Genomic DNA, 15,900 nt, shown 5'->3' with positions numbered 1-15,900 from the left:
AGGAGGTCGCGTCGACCTTAATCAAGACGCTTCGGTGCGAGTGGATCCACGGCTTCATCGCCGACTTCTTCAACACTATCCACCCGTTGCTGCCGTTTAGTCTCCGTGCTTTGTTTTCGCAGATGAGCCGCTGAATCCTTCCAGTTCCTCGCCGATTCCTGAAAGTGCGTTGACGATCGTCGCCTCGACGTCGCCACGCTGTTTCTGGGGAATCAAGCCAAGTCCTTTTTGTATCGCTTCACGCCAATGTTTCCCCCTGTCCCACGCTTCCGAAAACGCGATGGCGAGATCGTCCTGGCGACGGGTAGCTTTCAGTGCCTCGACCAGAAGTGCTGCCTGGTGGACATCCTTTTCCCGCTTGCCCACGCCGTTTGCGTTGTTCTGTCGGCGCGAGGCAACGATCAGCTTGTGAACCGCATATCGTCCGGGCGACGGTACCACGACAGGCACTCCCGATCGATGCAGCAGCACAGTTCTGATTGGTTCGTGGATCAGGAAATCGAGAAACCGAAGAGGCTGCGCGGATGCACCGCCCAAAGGCGGCATCGAGGTTGCATGATCGGCGTAGTCATCGCTGCCCGTGTTCGGTGTAAGGAACTCGACCTTGTATCGGACTGCGTTCTCGAATTGCGTCGCGTGTCCGGGATCTGATCTGTAAGGGATTTCCCTGAAGGTTGGGTCGATCTCCCTCAAGATTTCGAGGATGGGCGGCAGGCTGTCCTCGACCGCGGCCGACACGGAATGGAATAGGGCGAAGTCTGCATCGCCCGTCTGCAACGCTGCACCGGGCAGCTTCACGCCCAGATAGCCCGCGTAGGACTGAAAGGCGACTGTGCCGACCAGGACGCCGCGTAAGCGGAAGATGCCAGCCTTCCCCAGCGCCTCGACGACATCCCCGGTGAACCTTTCGGGTTCTGTCAGCCCTGCCTCGCGCACGAGCGTGGATACCAGCTTCCTGCGGGCGCGGAGGTCGTCCTTGATCTGACGGAAGGATTCAACGCGTTTTGCAATCTCGGGATCGCTGTCAGGCCCGACATACCGTCGCGTCTTCGTCGGCTGCGTTTCCTCGAAATACCAGTATACCTTGCCCTTGACGGGCACCTTGACGAGATTGCCCGTCGTAGGGAAATCCGTTTCGAAGGCTGCGTCCAAGGATCGCTGGACGAGTTCCGCATACATCGTGCGGTAAACGAGGTCGACCGTCTTCATGTCGGGCGGCTCCGGTTATAAGAAAAATGCGGTTCTCTTATAGCGGCATGACATCAAGGGACGCAAGCGGGGTTATAAGAAAATCGCGAAAACCCTATAACGCCGCAGGAGAGGGTCAGGAATCCTTGTTGCCGGCGTGCAGCCAAATCAGAATGGGTTTTGCTCATTCAGATAAACAAAGCCATCACGAAAACGCTGCTTGGATGTGGCGCTCGACCTCACCGCGTCCGCGAACGGCCCGAACCTGTCATAGGCGTTTGTGGTCGACGCGCTATTTGGCGGCCGCATCCGGTACGACCACCAGCTTGCCGACGAAATCCTTGGCGATGAAATCGGCCTGGGCGCGATGGAAATCGGAGAGCCGGTAGACGCCGCCGACCAGCGGCCGGATCTTCTTGTCCTCGATGTAACGCACGATGCGGCGGAAATCCGCCCGCGTGCCCTGGCTCGAGCCATGCAGTTGCAGCTGTTTCAGATACATGGTGCGCAGATCCAGCTGCACGACCGGGCCGGCAATTGCACCAGCCGTGGTATAGCGGCCTTCCGGCCTCAAGATGCGCAGGAGGTCGTTGAAGATCGCGCCGCCGACCAGATCGGCCACCACGTCGATCGGCTGGCCCCCGGTCGCAGCGCTGACGGCGGCCGGCAGATCGGCAACGCCACGGGTGATCACCGCCTCGGCGCCGATGTCACGCACGGCCTGTTCCTTGCCCTTGCCGGCAACCGCATAGGGAATGGCGCCGCGCGCCCGCGCCAGCTGCACGATGCCCGAGCCGACGCCGCCCGAGGCGCCGGTGACCAGCACACGCTCGCCGGCTTTCAATGCGGCGCGTTCCAACATCTGCTCGCCGGTGAGATAGGCGCAGCAGAAAGTGGCAAGCTCGACATCGCTCAGATCGGTGTCGACGACATGGGCGTTTTCGGACGGTACTGCCTGGTATTCGGCATAGCCGCCGTCACGGCCATGGCCCATATAGTCGATGTCGGCGAGTGAATCGTCGTCGCGATTGTAGATGGAGAAATCGACCATCACCCGCTCGCCGATGCGGGCCGGCGACACGCCGTCGCCGACGGCAATGATGTTGCCGACCGTGTCGGTGCCCTGGATGCGCGGGAAGCTCAGCGTATTGCCCTGACGACGCCAGGTCGACACAGCGGCGGCATCCTCCTCCGTTCCATAGGCGCCCTGGCGCACCCAGACGTCGGTGTTGTTCATGCCGCACGCGGTGACCTTGACCAGCACTTCGCCCCGGTCGGGCGAGGGTACTTTCACGTCGGTGCGGTAGACGAGCTTTTCCGGCCCGCCGTGCCCGATCAGTTGCACGGCGGCCATGGTGGCGGGGAGGGTCTTGGTCATGGCATTCATGTCGGCTCTTCAGATATTTGCAAACACGCTCTTCACCGCGTCGGCCGTCCTCGACACGACGATATCGGCCTCTTGCCGCGTCAGGCAGAGCGGCGGCGCGAAACCGAGAATGTCGCCCTGCGGCATGGCCCGGCCGATGACGCCGCTTGCCGCAAGGGTGGTCGCGACCTGCGGCCCGATTTTATGCGAGGCGTCGAAGAACACGCGATCGTTCTTGTCGGCGACGAACTCGATTGCCGCCAGCATGCCGTCGCCGCGTACCTCGCCGACATTTTTGTGGCCACCGACGGCTTTCGTCAGCTCGGCGCGGAAATAGGCGCCGGTCTCGCCGGCGTTCCGCACCAGGTCCATCTCGTCGATCAGTTCCAGGTTGGCGACGCCGGCGGCGACGCAGATCGGATGCGCCGAATAGGTCCAGCCATGACCGAGCGAGCCGAGCTTGTCTGAACCCTGCACCAGCACCTGCCAGACCTTGTCTGACACGATGACGCCCGACAGCGGCGCATAGGCCGAGGTCAGGCCCTTGGCGATCGTGATCAGGTCAGGCTTGATGCCGTAGTGGTCGGAGCCGAACATGGTGCCCAGCCGGCCGAAGCCGGTGACGACCTCGTCAGCAACCAGAAGCACGTCGTATTTCTTCAGCACCGCCTGGATCTTCTCCCAGTAGCCGGCCGGCGGCGGCACGATGCCGCCGGTGCCGAGGATAGGCTCACCGATGAACGCGGCGACCGTCTCCGGCCCTTCGGCGAGAATCATCTCCTCGAGTTTGTCGGCACACTGTTGCGAAAACTGCTCCTCGCTCAGCGAGCGGTCGGCACGGCGGAAGTAGTAGGGCGCCTCGGTGTGCAGGACCGGCGCACGCGGCAGGTCGAAGGCGTTGTGGAACAGGTCGAGGCCGGTCAGCGATCCGGTCATGATGCCGGAGCCGTGATAACCGCGCCAGCGCGAGATGATCTTCTTCTTCTCCGGCCGGCCGAGCACGTTGTTGTAGTACCAGATCAGCTTGATGTTGGTTTCGTTGGCGTCGGAACCGGAGAGGCCGAAATAGACCCTCGACATGCCCTCGGGCGCACGGTCGATGATCATCTTGGCAAGCGTGATCGATGCCTCGGTGCCGTGCCCGACATAGGCGTGGTAATAGGCGAGGTTCTTGGCCTGCGCGGCGATGGCGTCGGCTATCTTCTGGCGGCCATAGCCGACATTGACGCAGTAGAGCCCGGCGAAGGCATCGATGCTCTTGCGACCGTTATTGTCCCAGATGGTGACGCCTTCGCCACCGGCGATCACACGCGTCGGGCTCTCGCCACGCGCATGCGTGCCCATATGGGTCGAGGGATGGAAGAAATGATCGCGATCCCAGGCGGCGAGTTCGTTGGACTGGTCGAGCATTTTTTACTCCTTGAAAGCAAAAAGCCTGACAGGGCGTTACGCTACGTCGAGGCAGAGATATTTGAGATCGGTAAAGGCTTCGAGCCCGTGACGCGAGCCCTCGCGGCCCATGCCGGACTGTTTGACGCCGCCGAAGGGGATCGGCGCGCCGGTGATCTTGACGCGGTTGATGGCGACCATGCCATAGTCGAGCGCGCGGCCCATGCGCAATTGCCGGCCGCCGCTTTCAGTGACGACATAGGCGACGAGCCCGTATTCTGTCGCATTGGCGCGGGCGACGACTTCGTCTTCGCTGTCGAAAGGCGTCACGGCCGCAACCGGACCGAAGGTCTCCTCGCGCATGATCAGCGCGTCGTCTCCAACGTCGGCGAGCAGGGTCGGCTGGTAGAACAGCGGCCCAGCCACATGGCGGCCACCGCCGGTGAGGCAGCGCGCGCCACCAGCCAGCGCATCGGCGACCTGCTCTTCGATCTTCTTGACGCCGCGCTCGTGCATCAACGGCCCGATGTCGGTGTCGTCAGCCAGGCCATTGCCGGTCCGCAACGTCTCGATGCGCTTGGTGAAGGCGGCGCAAAAACGGTCGTAGATCGGGCGCTGGACATAGATGCGGTTGGCGGCGAGGCAGTCCTGGCCGGAGGTGGCGAATTTGGCATCGACGGCTATGGTCACAGCCTTGTCGAGATCGGCGTCGGCAAAGACGATCAACGGCGCATGGCCGCCAAGCTCCATGACCAGCCGCTTCATCGTTGGCGCACTTTGCGCGGCAATCAGCCTGCCGATCTCGGTCGAGCCGGTGAAGCTCATGGCGCGAACGCGAGCGTCTTCGCACATCCGCCCAACGATGGTCGAAGCCTTGCCGGTGAGAACGTTGAAGACGCCAGCCGGCAGGCCGGCGCGTTCGCCAAGCTCGGCCAGCGCCAGCGCCGACAGCGGTGTTTCCGACGAAGGATGCGCGACGATGGTGCAGCCGGCGGCAAGCGCGGCCGCCGCCTTGCGGGTCAGCATGGCCGCGGGAAAATTCCACGGCGTGACGACGCCGACGACACCAAGCGGTTCGCGTCGCACCACCATCTCGGCATTTGCCAGATGGCTGGTGACGCTTTCGGCGTTGAGACGTTTGGCCTCCTCGGCATACCATTCGACAAAAGAGGCGGCATAGTCGATCTCGCCGCGCGATTCCTTCAGCGGCTTGCCTTGTTCTAGCGTCATCAGCATGGCCAGGTCATTTTTGGCGGCGACGATCAGATCGAACCATTTTCGCAAGATTTTCGACCGTTCCTGCGGCAGCAATGCGCGCCAGGCAGGAAAGGCGCGCGATGCCGCATCGATCGCCAATGTGGTCTGCCGGGCATCGAGCGCGGCAACGAAAGCGACGGTGGATCCGGTGGCCGGATCGGTCACCTCGAAACTCTCCGCGGTCTCGCTCGCCGTCCAGTGGCCAGCGACATAGGCGAGTTCGCGCAGCAGCCGCCGGTCGGTAAGGCGATCAAGTGCTTCATGGCGGTGCGAGCGGGCAAAATGTGCGGACATCATCGGGCTCCCCGGTTCGGGTGATGCCGCAAGACTATCTCTGCCGCGCAAACAGAGAGGCTATTTGCGTGCCCGCACGTAGAGAGATTGTCTCTATTGCCCTGCCCAGCCAGACGATCTCTCCGGTATCAGGAAGATGCCGGCAACAGATCCGCCACTGGCAGCACACTCTCCTCCTTCACCGTCTTGGTCACGATGTAGGTGAAATAGCGGTCGATGCCGATCTCCCGCTCGAGCAGAGTGTCGACCAGCCGCTGATAGGCGTCGATGTCGCGCGCCATCACCTTCAGCAGGTAATCGACGCCGCCGCCGACAGACCAGCAGGCGACGATCTCGGGGATGTCGCGGATGACGCGCTCGAAACGGTCGAAATCGGCCTGGCGATGGCTGGCAAGCGTCACCTCCATCAGCACGGTAGCGACCGGCGAGATGGCGCGCATGGCGATCCTGGCATGGTAGCCCGAGACGATGCCGGCCTTTTCCAGCTTGCGCAGCCGCATCCAGCACGGCGTCGGCGACAGGCCGACTTTCTCGGCCAGCGCCAGCTTGGTGATGCGCCCGTCGCGCTGGATGGCGTCGAGTATTTTCAGATCGATCGGATCGAGTTTCGCTGCAGCCATGATCGCCCACTTCCGGTGCCGGACACCATGACGGCGCATTATTTCGATTGTCAATTGCACTGATTTCGATCTCTAATAAGTCATGACATTTTGGCGACCAGATCCCGCTCTTATCCGGCGGCCGGCCTATCAATCGCTCGCCGACCAGTTCGCGCGCGCCATTCATGACGGGCGCCTGGCCAATGGCGCGCGCTTGCCGACGCACCGGCAACTGGCCGACGATCTGCAACTTTCCGTGCAGACGGTCAGCCGCGCCTACGAGGAATTGATCCGCCGCGGGCTGGTTTCCGGCGAGGTCGGCCGCGGCAGCTTCGTGCAGACGCAGCGCCGCGAGCCGGAGCCGCCCTATCTGCCGGAGCGGCTGGGCGAGCTCATCGACCTCTCCATCCTGAAGCCGGTCTGCGAACCGATGCATCTGGAGCGGCTGAGGCAAGCACTGGGCTGGCTCGCCGAAAACCTGCCGTCGAGCTCGGCGCTGTCGTTCAGGCCGAACATGGTGTTCCCACGCCACCGTGCGGTGGGTGTCGAGTGGCTGCGGCTCTGCGGCCTCGACGCGTCGCCGCAGAACATCAGCCTGACCAACGGCGCCACCGCCGGTATGACGGTAGCGCTGATGAGCGTAGCGCCGCCCGGTTCGACCGTCGCCACCGAGGCGATCGGTCACCACACGCTGATCCCGCTGGCGCGTTATCTCGGCTTCAACCTCGAGGGTTTGCCGATCGACGACAATGGGCTGATCCCGGAAGCGCTGGACGAGGCCTGTCGGCTGTCCGACATCCGCGCCGTGTTCGTGCAGCCCTCGGTGATCAACCCGACGGCAACGCTGATGGATGCCGCCCGGCGCGAGCAGATCGCTGCGGTGGCGCGCAGGCACGACATCGCCATTATCGAAAACGACGTGCTCGGCCCGCTGGTCGAGGACCGTCCGCCGCCGGTCGCGGCGTTTGCCCCCGAGCGCACGCTCTATGTCACCTCCTTCACCAAGATCGTGGTGCCCGGCCTGCGCATCGGCTATCTCGCCGCGCCCGATCGTTATGTCGCCGCAGTTGCCAACCGCCACCTCGTCTCGAACTGGATGGCGACGCCGCTGGTGGCCGAGATCGCCACCAAATGGGTGACCGACGGCACCGCGATGGAACTCGTTCGATGGCAGCGCCTGGCTTTGCGGCGGCGTCTGGACATCGCCGCCGAGGTGCTTGCCGGAGTGGACTATCGGGCTCATCGCGACGGGCTGCATGTCTGGCTGCGGCTGCCCGAGGATCGCGGCGAGGAAAGCTTTGTGTCCCAGGCGCGCCTGCAGGGCGTGGCGATTGCGCCCGGTACGTCGTTTCGCATTTCGCAGATGCCTTGGCATCCAGCCGTACGGATTTCGCTGGGCTCGACCACGGAGGGGGAACTGCGTGCCGGTCTCGGCGTTGTCACCAAGCTTCTGCTCGGCGATCCCGAGCATCTCCTGCTTGCGATCTAGACGGCGAACGGCGCGAAATTGTGCGGAATCCGAAATATTGTCATGATATTATTTTCTTGATTGACATGATTTGCCGCGATCCGCATCGTTAAGGCATAGCTTCTCTAGCACGGGAAATTCATTGTCGGCGCCCATCATCAACATCGACGGCATTTCGAAAAGCTTCGGCACCTTCAAGGTGCTGGACGGCCTCTCGATGCAAGTCATGCCCGGCGAGAAGCTGGCACTGATCGGCCCATCGGGTTCGGGCAAGACGACGATCCTGCGCATCCTGATGACGCTAGAGCGTATCGACAGCGGCCACATCCAAGTCGACGGCGAACAGCTGTACCACATGGAGCGCAACGGCCGGCTGCTGACGGCCGATGAACGGCATTTGGCAAAGATGCGCCAGAAGATCGGCATGGTCTTCCAACTGTTCAATCTATTTCCGCACAAATGCGTCATCGACAATGTGACGCTGGCACCGATGCTGACCAAAGGCGTGCCGCGGGCCGCCGCAGAAAAACGGGCGATGGAACTGCTCGACATGGTCGGCATGGTCGACAAGGCCAAAGCGATGCCGGCGCAGCTTTCAGGCGGCCAGAAGCAGCGCGTCGCGATTGCGCGGGCGCTGGCGCTGTCGCCGAAGATCATGCTGTTCGACGAGGTCACCTCGGCGCTCGACCCTGAGCTCGTCGACGAGGTGCTCAACGTCATGCGCAAGCTCGCCGCCGAGACCGACATGACCATGCTGCTGGTCACCCACGAGATGGGTTTCGCCCATGACTTCGCCGACCGGGTGCTGTTCTTCGATCGCGGCAGAATAGTCGAGGAGGGCAAGCCCGACGAGATTTTCCGCCATCCCAAACAGGAGCGCACGCAAGGTTTCCTGAAGAAGATCATTGCGGCCGGACATCGGGTCTGACTGCCATGCGAGGCGGCGACGCCTCAAGCAAGCCAAGAAGACAGACAAACAAGGAGTTGGGAACAATGAAGAAATTTGCCATTTTGGCCGGCGTCGCCGGTATCGCGCTGACGGCGGTGCTGGCCGCCTCGACGGCCGGCTCGGCCGACGACAGCAAGCTCGAAGAGCTCAAGGCGCAAGGCTTTGCCCGCGTCGCCATCGCCAACGAGCCGCCCTATACGGCGGTCGCTGCCGACGGCAAGGTTTTGGGTGCGGCGCCTGACGTTGCCCGTGAAATCTTCAAGCGCCTTGGCGTCAACGATATCGTCGCCTCGATCTCGGAATATGGCGCCATGATCCCCGGCCTGCAGGCCGGCCGTTTCGACGTCGTCACCGCCGGATTGTTCATGAAGCCGGAACGTTGTGCTGCGGTCGCCTATTCGGAACCGGTGCTGTGCGACGCCGAGGCGATGCTGGTGAAGAAGGGCAACCCGAAGGGCTTCAAGAGCTACGAGGACGTCGCGAAGGACGCGAGCGCCACGATCGGCGCGCCGGGTGGCGGCACTGAAGAGAAGCTGGCGCTCACCGCAGGTGTGCCGCGCGAGCGCGTCATCGTCGTGCCGGACGGCCAGAGCGGCCTGAAGATGCTGCAGGACGGCCGCATCGATGCTTATTCGCTGCCCGTGCTGTCGATCAACGACCTGGTCAAGAAAGCCAATGATCCGAACCTCGAAGTCATCGCGCCGGTGGTCGGTGCGCCGGTCTATTGCGACGGCGCGGCCTTCAAGAAGGGCGACGAAGCGCTGCGCGACGCCTATGATGTCGAGCTGGCGAAACTGAAGAAGTCCGGCGAGTTCGCCAAGATCATCGAGCCTTACGGCTTCTCGGCGGCGGCGGCAATGTCGACGAGCCGCGACAAGCTCTGCTCGGCGAAGTAAAAAGTGCCGCTCACCCTAGCTTCTCCCCGTCAAAAACGGGGAGAGGGGGGCGCCAACGCTGGAGCTTCACCTTTCTCCCCGTCCCTATAACGGGGAGAAGGTGCCGGCAGGCGGATGAGGGGCGGCGCCGGCGTTCTGTAATGATCACCAAGCGAGGAAACGCTTAGCCCTAATGACCCAATGGTCCGGCTATTTCGGCCTGATATTGCAAGGAGCGCTTGTCACCATCGAGCTGACGCTGATGGGGTCGGTGCTGGCCTTGATCATGGCTTTTCTCGCCGGGCTGGGGCGGCTGTCGCGGTTTTTCGTGCTGCGGGCGCTGGCCACCGCCTATATCGAGTTCTTCCGCGGCACCTCGATTTTTGTGCAGCTGTTCTGGGCCTATTTCGTGCTGCCCATTGCCGGCATTTCGCTGACGCCGCTGCAGGCCGGGGTGCTGGCGCTGGGCCTCAATGTCGGCGCCTATGCGGCGGAAGTGGTGCGTGGCGCCATCAAGTCTATCGGCCGCGAACAATATGAGGCCTGTACCGCCCTCAATCTCGGCCGCTGGCAAGCCATGCGCCATATCATCCTGCCGCAGGCGCTTCTGGTGATGTTGCCGACCTTCGGCAACAACGCCATCGAGCTGCTCAAGGCCACCGCCGTCGTTTCGCTGATCTCGCTCGCCGACCTGACCTTCCAGGCGCAGGTGGTGCGCTCGCAGACCGGCAATACTCTGGTGCCGTTCAGCACCATCCTCGTCATCTATTTCGTCCTGGCGCTGCTCATCTCCTGGGGCGTGCGGTCGCTGGAACGCCGCATGGCTCGTGGCCTCGACGGGGTGCGCGTATGATGGATCGGACCTGATAATGGAATGGGATTGGGATTTTGTCCGGCAGATCCTGCCGACGCTGATCGAGGGGGTGAAGATCACCATCCTGGCGACGCTGCTCGGCTCGGTACTGGCGGCGATCGTCGGGCTGGGCATCGCGTTGGCGCGCCGGTCGCCGAACAGGGCTCTGTCGCGCACCGTCGGTTTCCTTGCCGAGTTCATCCGTGGCACACCGCTGTTGGTGCAGCTCTATTTCATCTTCTACGTGCTGCCGGATTTCGGCGTCCTGTTGCCGCCGCTGGTCGCGGGCGTCATCGGTCTCGGGCTGCATTACGGCACTTACACGGCCGAGGTCTACCGCGCCGGCATCGATAATGTTCCGCGCGGCCAGTGGGAAGCGGCCAAGGCCTGCAATCTAAACGCCACCCAGACCTGGACGCACATCATCATTCCGCAGGCAATTCCGCCGATGATCCCGGCGCTTGCCAATTATTTCATCGCCATGTTCAAAGAGACGCCGCTGCTGTCGGCGATCACCGTGCTCGAACTGATGAACCAGGCCAAGAGCGTCGCCAATACCTATTATCGGTATATCGAACCGATCACCTTGGTCGGCGCCTTCTTCCTCGCCATCAGCCTGTTCTCGGTAGTGCTGCTGCGCTGGCTGGAACACCGTTATGGGCGGATCGAAAGATGAGCGCTGCACCCGAAATCCGCCTGCATTCGGCCCGGCCGCCGCTCGACGCGCGTCCGCTGGAAAAGCGGGTAGGCCTGATCATCCTTGCCACCGACCACACGAGCGAACCGGATTTTCACCGCATGGTGGCAAGCGACCGCATCGGCGTCTATGTCGCGCGCATCCCCTACGCCAACCCGACGACGCCGGACAATTTGCGCAAGATGCAGCCGTCACTGACGGCGGCCGCGGCCCTGATCCTGCCCGACGAGCCGCTCGATGCGATCTGCTATTCCTGCACCTCGGCTTCCGTCGTGATCGGCGATGCCGAGATCGAGGCCGCGGTGCAGGCCGCGAAACCCGGCGCGCCGGTGGTCACGCCGCCGATGGCCGGCGTGCGCGGCCTGAAGGCGCTGGGCGCCAGGACGATCAGCATTCTTACCCCTTATACGGTCGAGACCAGCCGGCCGATGGCGACCTATTTCAGCGAGCATGGATTCGAGATCGCCAGCTTCACTTGCCTCGGCTTCGAGGATGATCGCGAGATGGCGCGGATTGCGCCGAAATCCTTGGTCGATCTGGCTCGCGAGGCGACGGCCGAACACTCGGACGCGCTGTTTGTCTCCTGCACGGCACTGCGGTCCGCGGCGGCAGTTATCGGTATGGAAGAAGCCATCGGCCGTCCTGTCGTCACCAGCAACCAGGCGACGGCCTGGAATTGCCTGCGGCTTTGCGACGACGACGAGCCGCGCCCTGAATTCGGCCGTCTGATGACGCTGCCGCTGAACTGATTGATGAGCCATGACCAGGTCCAGGATAAGCCTCTCCGATATCCACGCCGCGCGCGAGCGCATCGCAGGCAAGATCGGGCGTACGCCGACCGTTCCTTCCCGGAGTCTTTCCCAGCACTTGGACGCTCCTGTTTATCTCAAGCTCGAACACCGGCAGACCACCGGCGCCTTCAAGCTGCGCGGTGCCTCGAACGCTATCGCTTCGCTGACAGACGAGGAGAGGGCGCGTGGCGTCGTCGCTGCCTCGACCGGCAACCACGGCCGGGCGCTTGCCTATGCTGCTCGACTGCAAGGCATCCACGCGACGATCTGCATGTCGCGGCTGGTGCCGCAGAACAAGCTGGACGAGATCCGTCGGCTCGGCGCCGAGATCCGCATCGTCGGCAACAGCCAGGACGATGCGCAGCAGGAGGTCGAGCGGCTGGTCGCCGACGCCGGGCTGATCATGCTGCCGCCCTTCGACCATCCTGCCATTGTCGCCGGGCAAGGCACGCTCGGGCTGGAGATCATCGAACAGGTTCCGGACGCCGCCTTGGTGCTGGTGCCGCTTTCCGGCGGTGGGCTGGCGGCTGGCGTCGCTGCTGCCGTGAAGGGCGTCAGCCCGGCGACGAAGGTGATGGGCGTTTCAACGGCGCGCGGTGCGGCGATGAAGGCGAGCCTCGACGCCGGACATCCGGTTTTGGTCGAGGAACTGCCGACACTGGCCGATTCCCTCGGCGGGGGCATAGGCCTCGACAACCGGCTGACCTTTTCCATGTGCCGCGACCTGCTCGACGATGTGATCCTGCTCAGCGAGGACGAGATCGCCACCGGCATCCGCCATGCCTATGAACAGGAGCGCGAGATCGTCGAAGGCGCCGGCGCGGTCGGCATCGCAGCCGTGCTTGCCGGCAAGGTCAGGGCGAGCGGCCCGACGGTGCTCGTGCTGTCCGGCCGCAACATCGATATGACACTGCACCGCAAGATCATCTGCGGCGAAGCAATTGCGGAGAGCGCAGCATGAGCCGGATGACGATCCTCACCGAAGCTGAATTGCGCAAGATCGTGAAGCTCGATCTTGATGCCATCGCCTGCGTCGAGAACGCGTTCCGGGCGCTCGCTACCTTGCCGGTGGCGATGCCGCCGATCCTGCGGCTGGACATTCCAGAGCATCGCGGCGAGGTCGACGTCAAGACCGCCTATGTACCGGGTATCGACGGTTTTGCGATCAAGATCAGCCCCGGCTTTTTCGATAATCCCAAGCTCGGCCTGCCCAGCGTCAACGGCATGATGGTGCTGCTGTCGGCGAAAACCGGATTGGTCGAGGCGCTGCTGCTCGACAATGGCTATCTCACCGACATCCGCACGGCCGCCGCCGGTGCGGTCGCCGCCAAACATCTGTCGCGGGCGGACTCCTCCGTTGCCGCGATCTTCGGCGCCGGTGTTCAGGCCGGACTGCAGCTCGAGGCGCTGATGCTGGTGCGGCCAATCACCGAGGCTCGCATCTGGGCAAGGGATGCCGCCAAGGCCGAGGCCGCGGCCGACGCATTGTCCGAAAGACTGGGCATCGCCGTTCACGCCGAGCCCGACGCGGCAAAGGCTGCGGCCGATGCCGACATCATCGTCACCACGACGCCGTCGACCGAGCCGCTGATCAAGGCCGGCTTCGTCTCCGCCGGCCAGCATATCACTGCCATGGGCTCGGATGCCGAGCACAAGAACGAGATCGCGCCGGCGATCCTGCGCATGGCCGATCTCTACGTCGCCGATAGCGCCAAACAGACGCGCCGGCTGGGCGAACTGCACCATGCTATCGCGGCGGGCGTGATGGCGTCCGATGCCGAAATCACCGAGCTTGGCCACATCATCGCCGGCGAAAGGCATGGCCGGCGCTCGGACAGCGACATCACCATTGCCGACCTGACCGGCACCGGCGTGCAGGACACGGCAATCGCCACCCTCGCCCGCGACCGTGCGCGTGCGGCCAAGACCGGTACGATTTTCGAAAGCTGATGCTGACCGCAAGGCCCAACAAACGAGGACCAAGAACAATGCAGCCCAATTTGAAATTCTCGCGCGGCGAATATGCGGAGCGCCTCGCCAAGACGCGGAAGGCCATGCAGGTCAAGGGCGTCGATCTATTGATCGTCAGCGACCCGTCCAACATGGCCTGGCTGACCGGCTACGACGGCTGGTCGTTCTACGTGCACCAGGCTGTCATCGTGCCGCCGTCGGGCGAGCCGGTGTGGTACGGGCGCGGCCAGGACGCCAACGGCGCCAAGCGCACCGCCTATCTCGCGCACGACAACATCATCGGCTATGCCGACCACTATGTGCAGTCGACCGAGCGCCATCCGATGGATTTTCTGTCCAGCGTGCTCTCCGATCGCGGCTGGGGCAAGCTCAGCATCGGTGTCGAGATGGACAATTACTGGTTCTCCGCCGCTGCCTTCGCAGCGCTGCAGAAGCACTTACCCAATGCCCGCTTCGTCGACGCCACGGCACTCGTCAACTGGCAGCGCGCGGTGAAGAGCCCGACCGAAATCGACTACATGCGCAAAGCCGCCCGCATCGTCGAGGCAATGCACGAGCGCATTGTCGACAAGATCGAGGTCGGCATGCGCAAATGCGACCTGGTCGCCGAGATCTACGATGCCGGCACGCGCGGCGTCGACGGCATCGGCGGCGACTATCCGGCGATCGTGCCGCTGCTGCCGTCGGGCGCCGACGCATCGGCGCCGCATCTGACCTGGGACGACAGGCCGATGAAGTCGGGCGAGGGCACTTTTTTCGAAATTGCCGGCTGCTACAACCGCTATCACTGCCCGCTGTCGCGGACCGTGTTCCTTGGTAAACCGACGCAGGAATTCCTCGATGCCGAAAAGGCGACGCTGGAAGGCATGGAGGCGGGACTTGCGGCCGCCAAGCCCGGCAACACATGCGAGGACATCGCCAACGCCTTCTTCGCGGTGCTGAAGCGGTACGGCATCGTCAAGGACAACCGCACCGGGTACCCGATCGGGCTTTCCTATCCGCCTGACTGGGGCGAGCGCACGATGAGCCTGCGTCCAGGCGACCGCACCGAGTTGAAGCCCGGTATGACCTTCCATTTCATGACCGGCTTGTGGCTTGAGACGATGGGGCTGGAAATCACCGAATCCATCCTGATCACCGAGACGGGCGTCGAGTGCCTGGCGAATGTGCCGCGCAAACTGGTGGTGAAGAATTGAGCCCGATGTCCAGCCTTCGCCCGTCACCGATCACGCCGACCGTCGATTTCGAGCGCGACGGCGTGCAGCACGGTTTCCTGCGCCTGCCTTACAGCCGCGACGATTCCGCCTGGGGATCGGTGATGATCCCGATCTGCGTCATCCGCAACGGCAAGGGGCCGAGCGCATTGCTCACCGGCGGCAATCATGGCGACGAGTACGAGGGGCCGCTGGCGCTCTATGACCTCGCCCGTACGCTCGACCCGAAAGACGTCAGCGGCACGATCATCATCGTGCCGGCGATGAACTATCCGGCGTTCCGCGCCGGCACACGCACCTCGCCGATCGACAAGGGCAATCTCAACCGCAGCTTTCCCGGCCGGCCCGACGGCACGGTGACCGAGAAGATCGCCGATTATTTCCAGCGCGAGCTTCTGCCCCGTACAGACATCGCGCTCGACTTCCACTCCGGCGGCAAGACGCTCGACTTCGTGCCGTTCTGCGCCGCCCACATCCGGCCCGACAAGGTGCTGGAAGCAAAGGGTTTCGCTGCGGTTGAAGCCTTCTCCGCACCATGGTCGATGAAAATGCTGGAGATCGACGCGGTCGGCATGTTCGACACTGCCGCCGAAGAGATGGGCAAGCTGTTCATCACCACAGAGCTCGGCGGCGGCGGGACTTCGCGCGCGGAAACGGTGCGGATCGCACGTCGCGGCGTGCTCAATGTGCTGCGCCATGCCGGCATCGTCGCCGGCGCGGTCGAGATGCAGCCAACCCGCTGGCTCGATATGCCATCGGGCGATTGCTTCTCGTTCGCCGAGGACGACGGGATGATCGAAACCATGATCGATCTCGGCGAGGCGGTGGCAGAGAACCAGGTGCTGGCACGTATCCATTCCATAGGCCGCACCGGCGGCGCTCCGCAGGAGATCCGGGCCAAAATGTCCGGTCTGTTGGCGGCGCGGCATTTTCCGGGGCTGGTCAAGGCCGGCGACTGCGCTGCCGTGGTCGCCGTGCTGGTCGATTGA

Annotated in this window: 15 protein-coding genes; 10 read left to right on the top strand and 5 right to left on the bottom strand. The window is 63.4% G+C overall.

Annotated elements, in window-relative coordinates:
* Nucleotides 1-96 precede the first annotated feature (96 nt).
* The 5 genes from NKH90_RS30360 to NKH90_RS30340 all read right to left on the bottom strand — a co-directional run bounded on the left by NKH90_RS30360 (nt 97) and on the right by NKH90_RS30340 (nt 6,114).
* Nucleotides 97-1,209 carry a nucleotidyltransferase family protein gene (locus NKH90_RS30360; protein ID WP_352822834.1) on the bottom strand — a complete coding sequence of 371 codons (1,113 nt, stop codon included), beginning with the start codon at nt 1,207-1,209 and terminating at the stop codon, nt 97-99.
* A gap of 271 nt (nt 1,210-1,480) precedes the next feature.
* Nucleotides 1,481-2,575: an alcohol dehydrogenase family protein gene (locus NKH90_RS30355; protein ID WP_352822831.1), complete on the bottom strand. Its 1,095-nt coding sequence runs from the start codon at nt 2,573-2,575 to the stop codon at nt 1,481-1,483.
* Between the two features lie 9 nt (nt 2,576-2,584).
* Nucleotides 2,585-3,964, bottom strand: coding sequence for an aspartate aminotransferase family protein (locus NKH90_RS30350; RefSeq protein ID WP_352501340.1), 1,380 nt, complete (start codon nt 3,962-3,964; stop codon nt 2,585-2,587).
* A 36-nt stretch (nt 3,965-4,000) separates the two neighbouring features.
* Nucleotides 4,001-5,494 (bottom strand): NAD-dependent succinate-semialdehyde dehydrogenase, encoded by a 1,494-nt coding sequence (locus tag NKH90_RS30345; protein ID WP_352822827.1) that lies wholly within the window; start codon nt 5,492-5,494, stop codon nt 4,001-4,003.
* A 128-nt stretch (nt 5,495-5,622) separates the two neighbouring features.
* Entirely contained in the window at nt 5,623-6,114 is a 492-nt protein-coding gene (locus NKH90_RS30340; RefSeq protein ID WP_352473224.1) for an Lrp/AsnC family transcriptional regulator, read from the bottom strand.
* 82 nt (nt 6,115-6,196) lie between these two features.
* Here NKH90_RS30340 and ehuR point away from each other — a divergent pair, with 82 nt between their 5' ends.
* From ehuR to doeB, 10 genes are all read left to right on the top strand, one after another.
* Nucleotides 6,197-7,582: a MocR-like ectoine utilization transcription factor EhuR gene (ehuR, locus tag NKH90_RS30335; protein WP_352501338.1), complete on the top strand. Its 1,386-nt coding sequence runs from the start codon at nt 6,197-6,199 to the stop codon at nt 7,580-7,582.
* Between the two features lie 121 nt (nt 7,583-7,703).
* On the top strand, nt 7,704-8,489 hold the full coding sequence (gene ehuA, locus NKH90_RS30330) for an ectoine/hydroxyectoine ABC transporter ATP-binding protein EhuA (protein WP_352501337.1): 786 nt from the start codon (nt 7,704-7,706) through the stop codon (nt 8,487-8,489).
* Between the two features lie 65 nt (nt 8,490-8,554).
* Entirely contained in the window at nt 8,555-9,406 is an 852-nt protein-coding gene (gene ehuB / locus NKH90_RS30325; RefSeq protein WP_352822822.1) for an ectoine/hydroxyectoine ABC transporter substrate-binding protein EhuB, read from the top strand.
* A gap of 172 nt (nt 9,407-9,578) precedes the next feature.
* Nucleotides 9,579-10,238, top strand: coding sequence for an ectoine/hydroxyectoine ABC transporter permease subunit EhuC (gene ehuC, locus NKH90_RS30320; protein ID WP_352473226.1), 660 nt, complete (start codon nt 9,579-9,581; stop codon nt 10,236-10,238).
* Nucleotides 10,239-10,254: 16 nt separating this feature from the next.
* Complete coding sequence (gene ehuD, locus NKH90_RS30315; RefSeq protein WP_352467665.1) at nt 10,255-10,914, top strand: ectoine/hydroxyectoine ABC transporter permease subunit EhuD; 660 nt, start codon at nt 10,255-10,257, stop codon at nt 10,912-10,914.
* Nucleotides 10,911-11,684: an ectoine utilization protein EutA gene (gene eutA / locus NKH90_RS30310; RefSeq protein ID WP_352822819.1), complete on the top strand. Its 774-nt coding sequence runs from the start codon at nt 10,911-10,913 to the stop codon at nt 11,682-11,684. Before ehuD ends, eutA begins: the two co-directional genes overlap by 4 nt.
* 10 nt (nt 11,685-11,694) lie before the next feature.
* Nucleotides 11,695-12,687 (top strand): hydroxyectoine utilization dehydratase EutB, encoded by a 993-nt coding sequence (gene eutB / locus NKH90_RS30305; RefSeq protein WP_352822816.1) that lies wholly within the window; start codon nt 11,695-11,697, stop codon nt 12,685-12,687.
* On the top strand, nt 12,684-13,676 hold the full coding sequence (locus NKH90_RS30300; protein ID WP_352822814.1) for a cyclodeaminase: 993 nt from the start codon (nt 12,684-12,686) through the stop codon (nt 13,674-13,676). Before eutB ends, NKH90_RS30300 begins: the two co-directional genes overlap by 4 nt.
* 38 nt (nt 13,677-13,714) lie before the next feature.
* A complete protein-coding gene (gene doeA, locus NKH90_RS30295; RefSeq protein ID WP_352822811.1) occupies nt 13,715-14,893 on the top strand; it encodes an ectoine hydrolase DoeA in 1,179 nt (392 codons plus the stop codon).
* 5 nt (nt 14,894-14,898) lie between these two features.
* Complete coding sequence (gene doeB, locus NKH90_RS30290; RefSeq protein WP_352473232.1) at nt 14,899-15,900, top strand: N(2)-acetyl-L-2,4-diaminobutanoate deacetylase DoeB; 1,002 nt, start codon at nt 14,899-14,901, stop codon at nt 15,898-15,900.

Source organism: Mesorhizobium sp. M0898, assembly GCF_040319695.1.
Taxonomy (GTDB): domain Bacteria; phylum Pseudomonadota; class Alphaproteobacteria; order Rhizobiales; family Rhizobiaceae; genus Mesorhizobium.
This window is presented reverse-complemented; position numbering and strand designations above follow the sequence as displayed.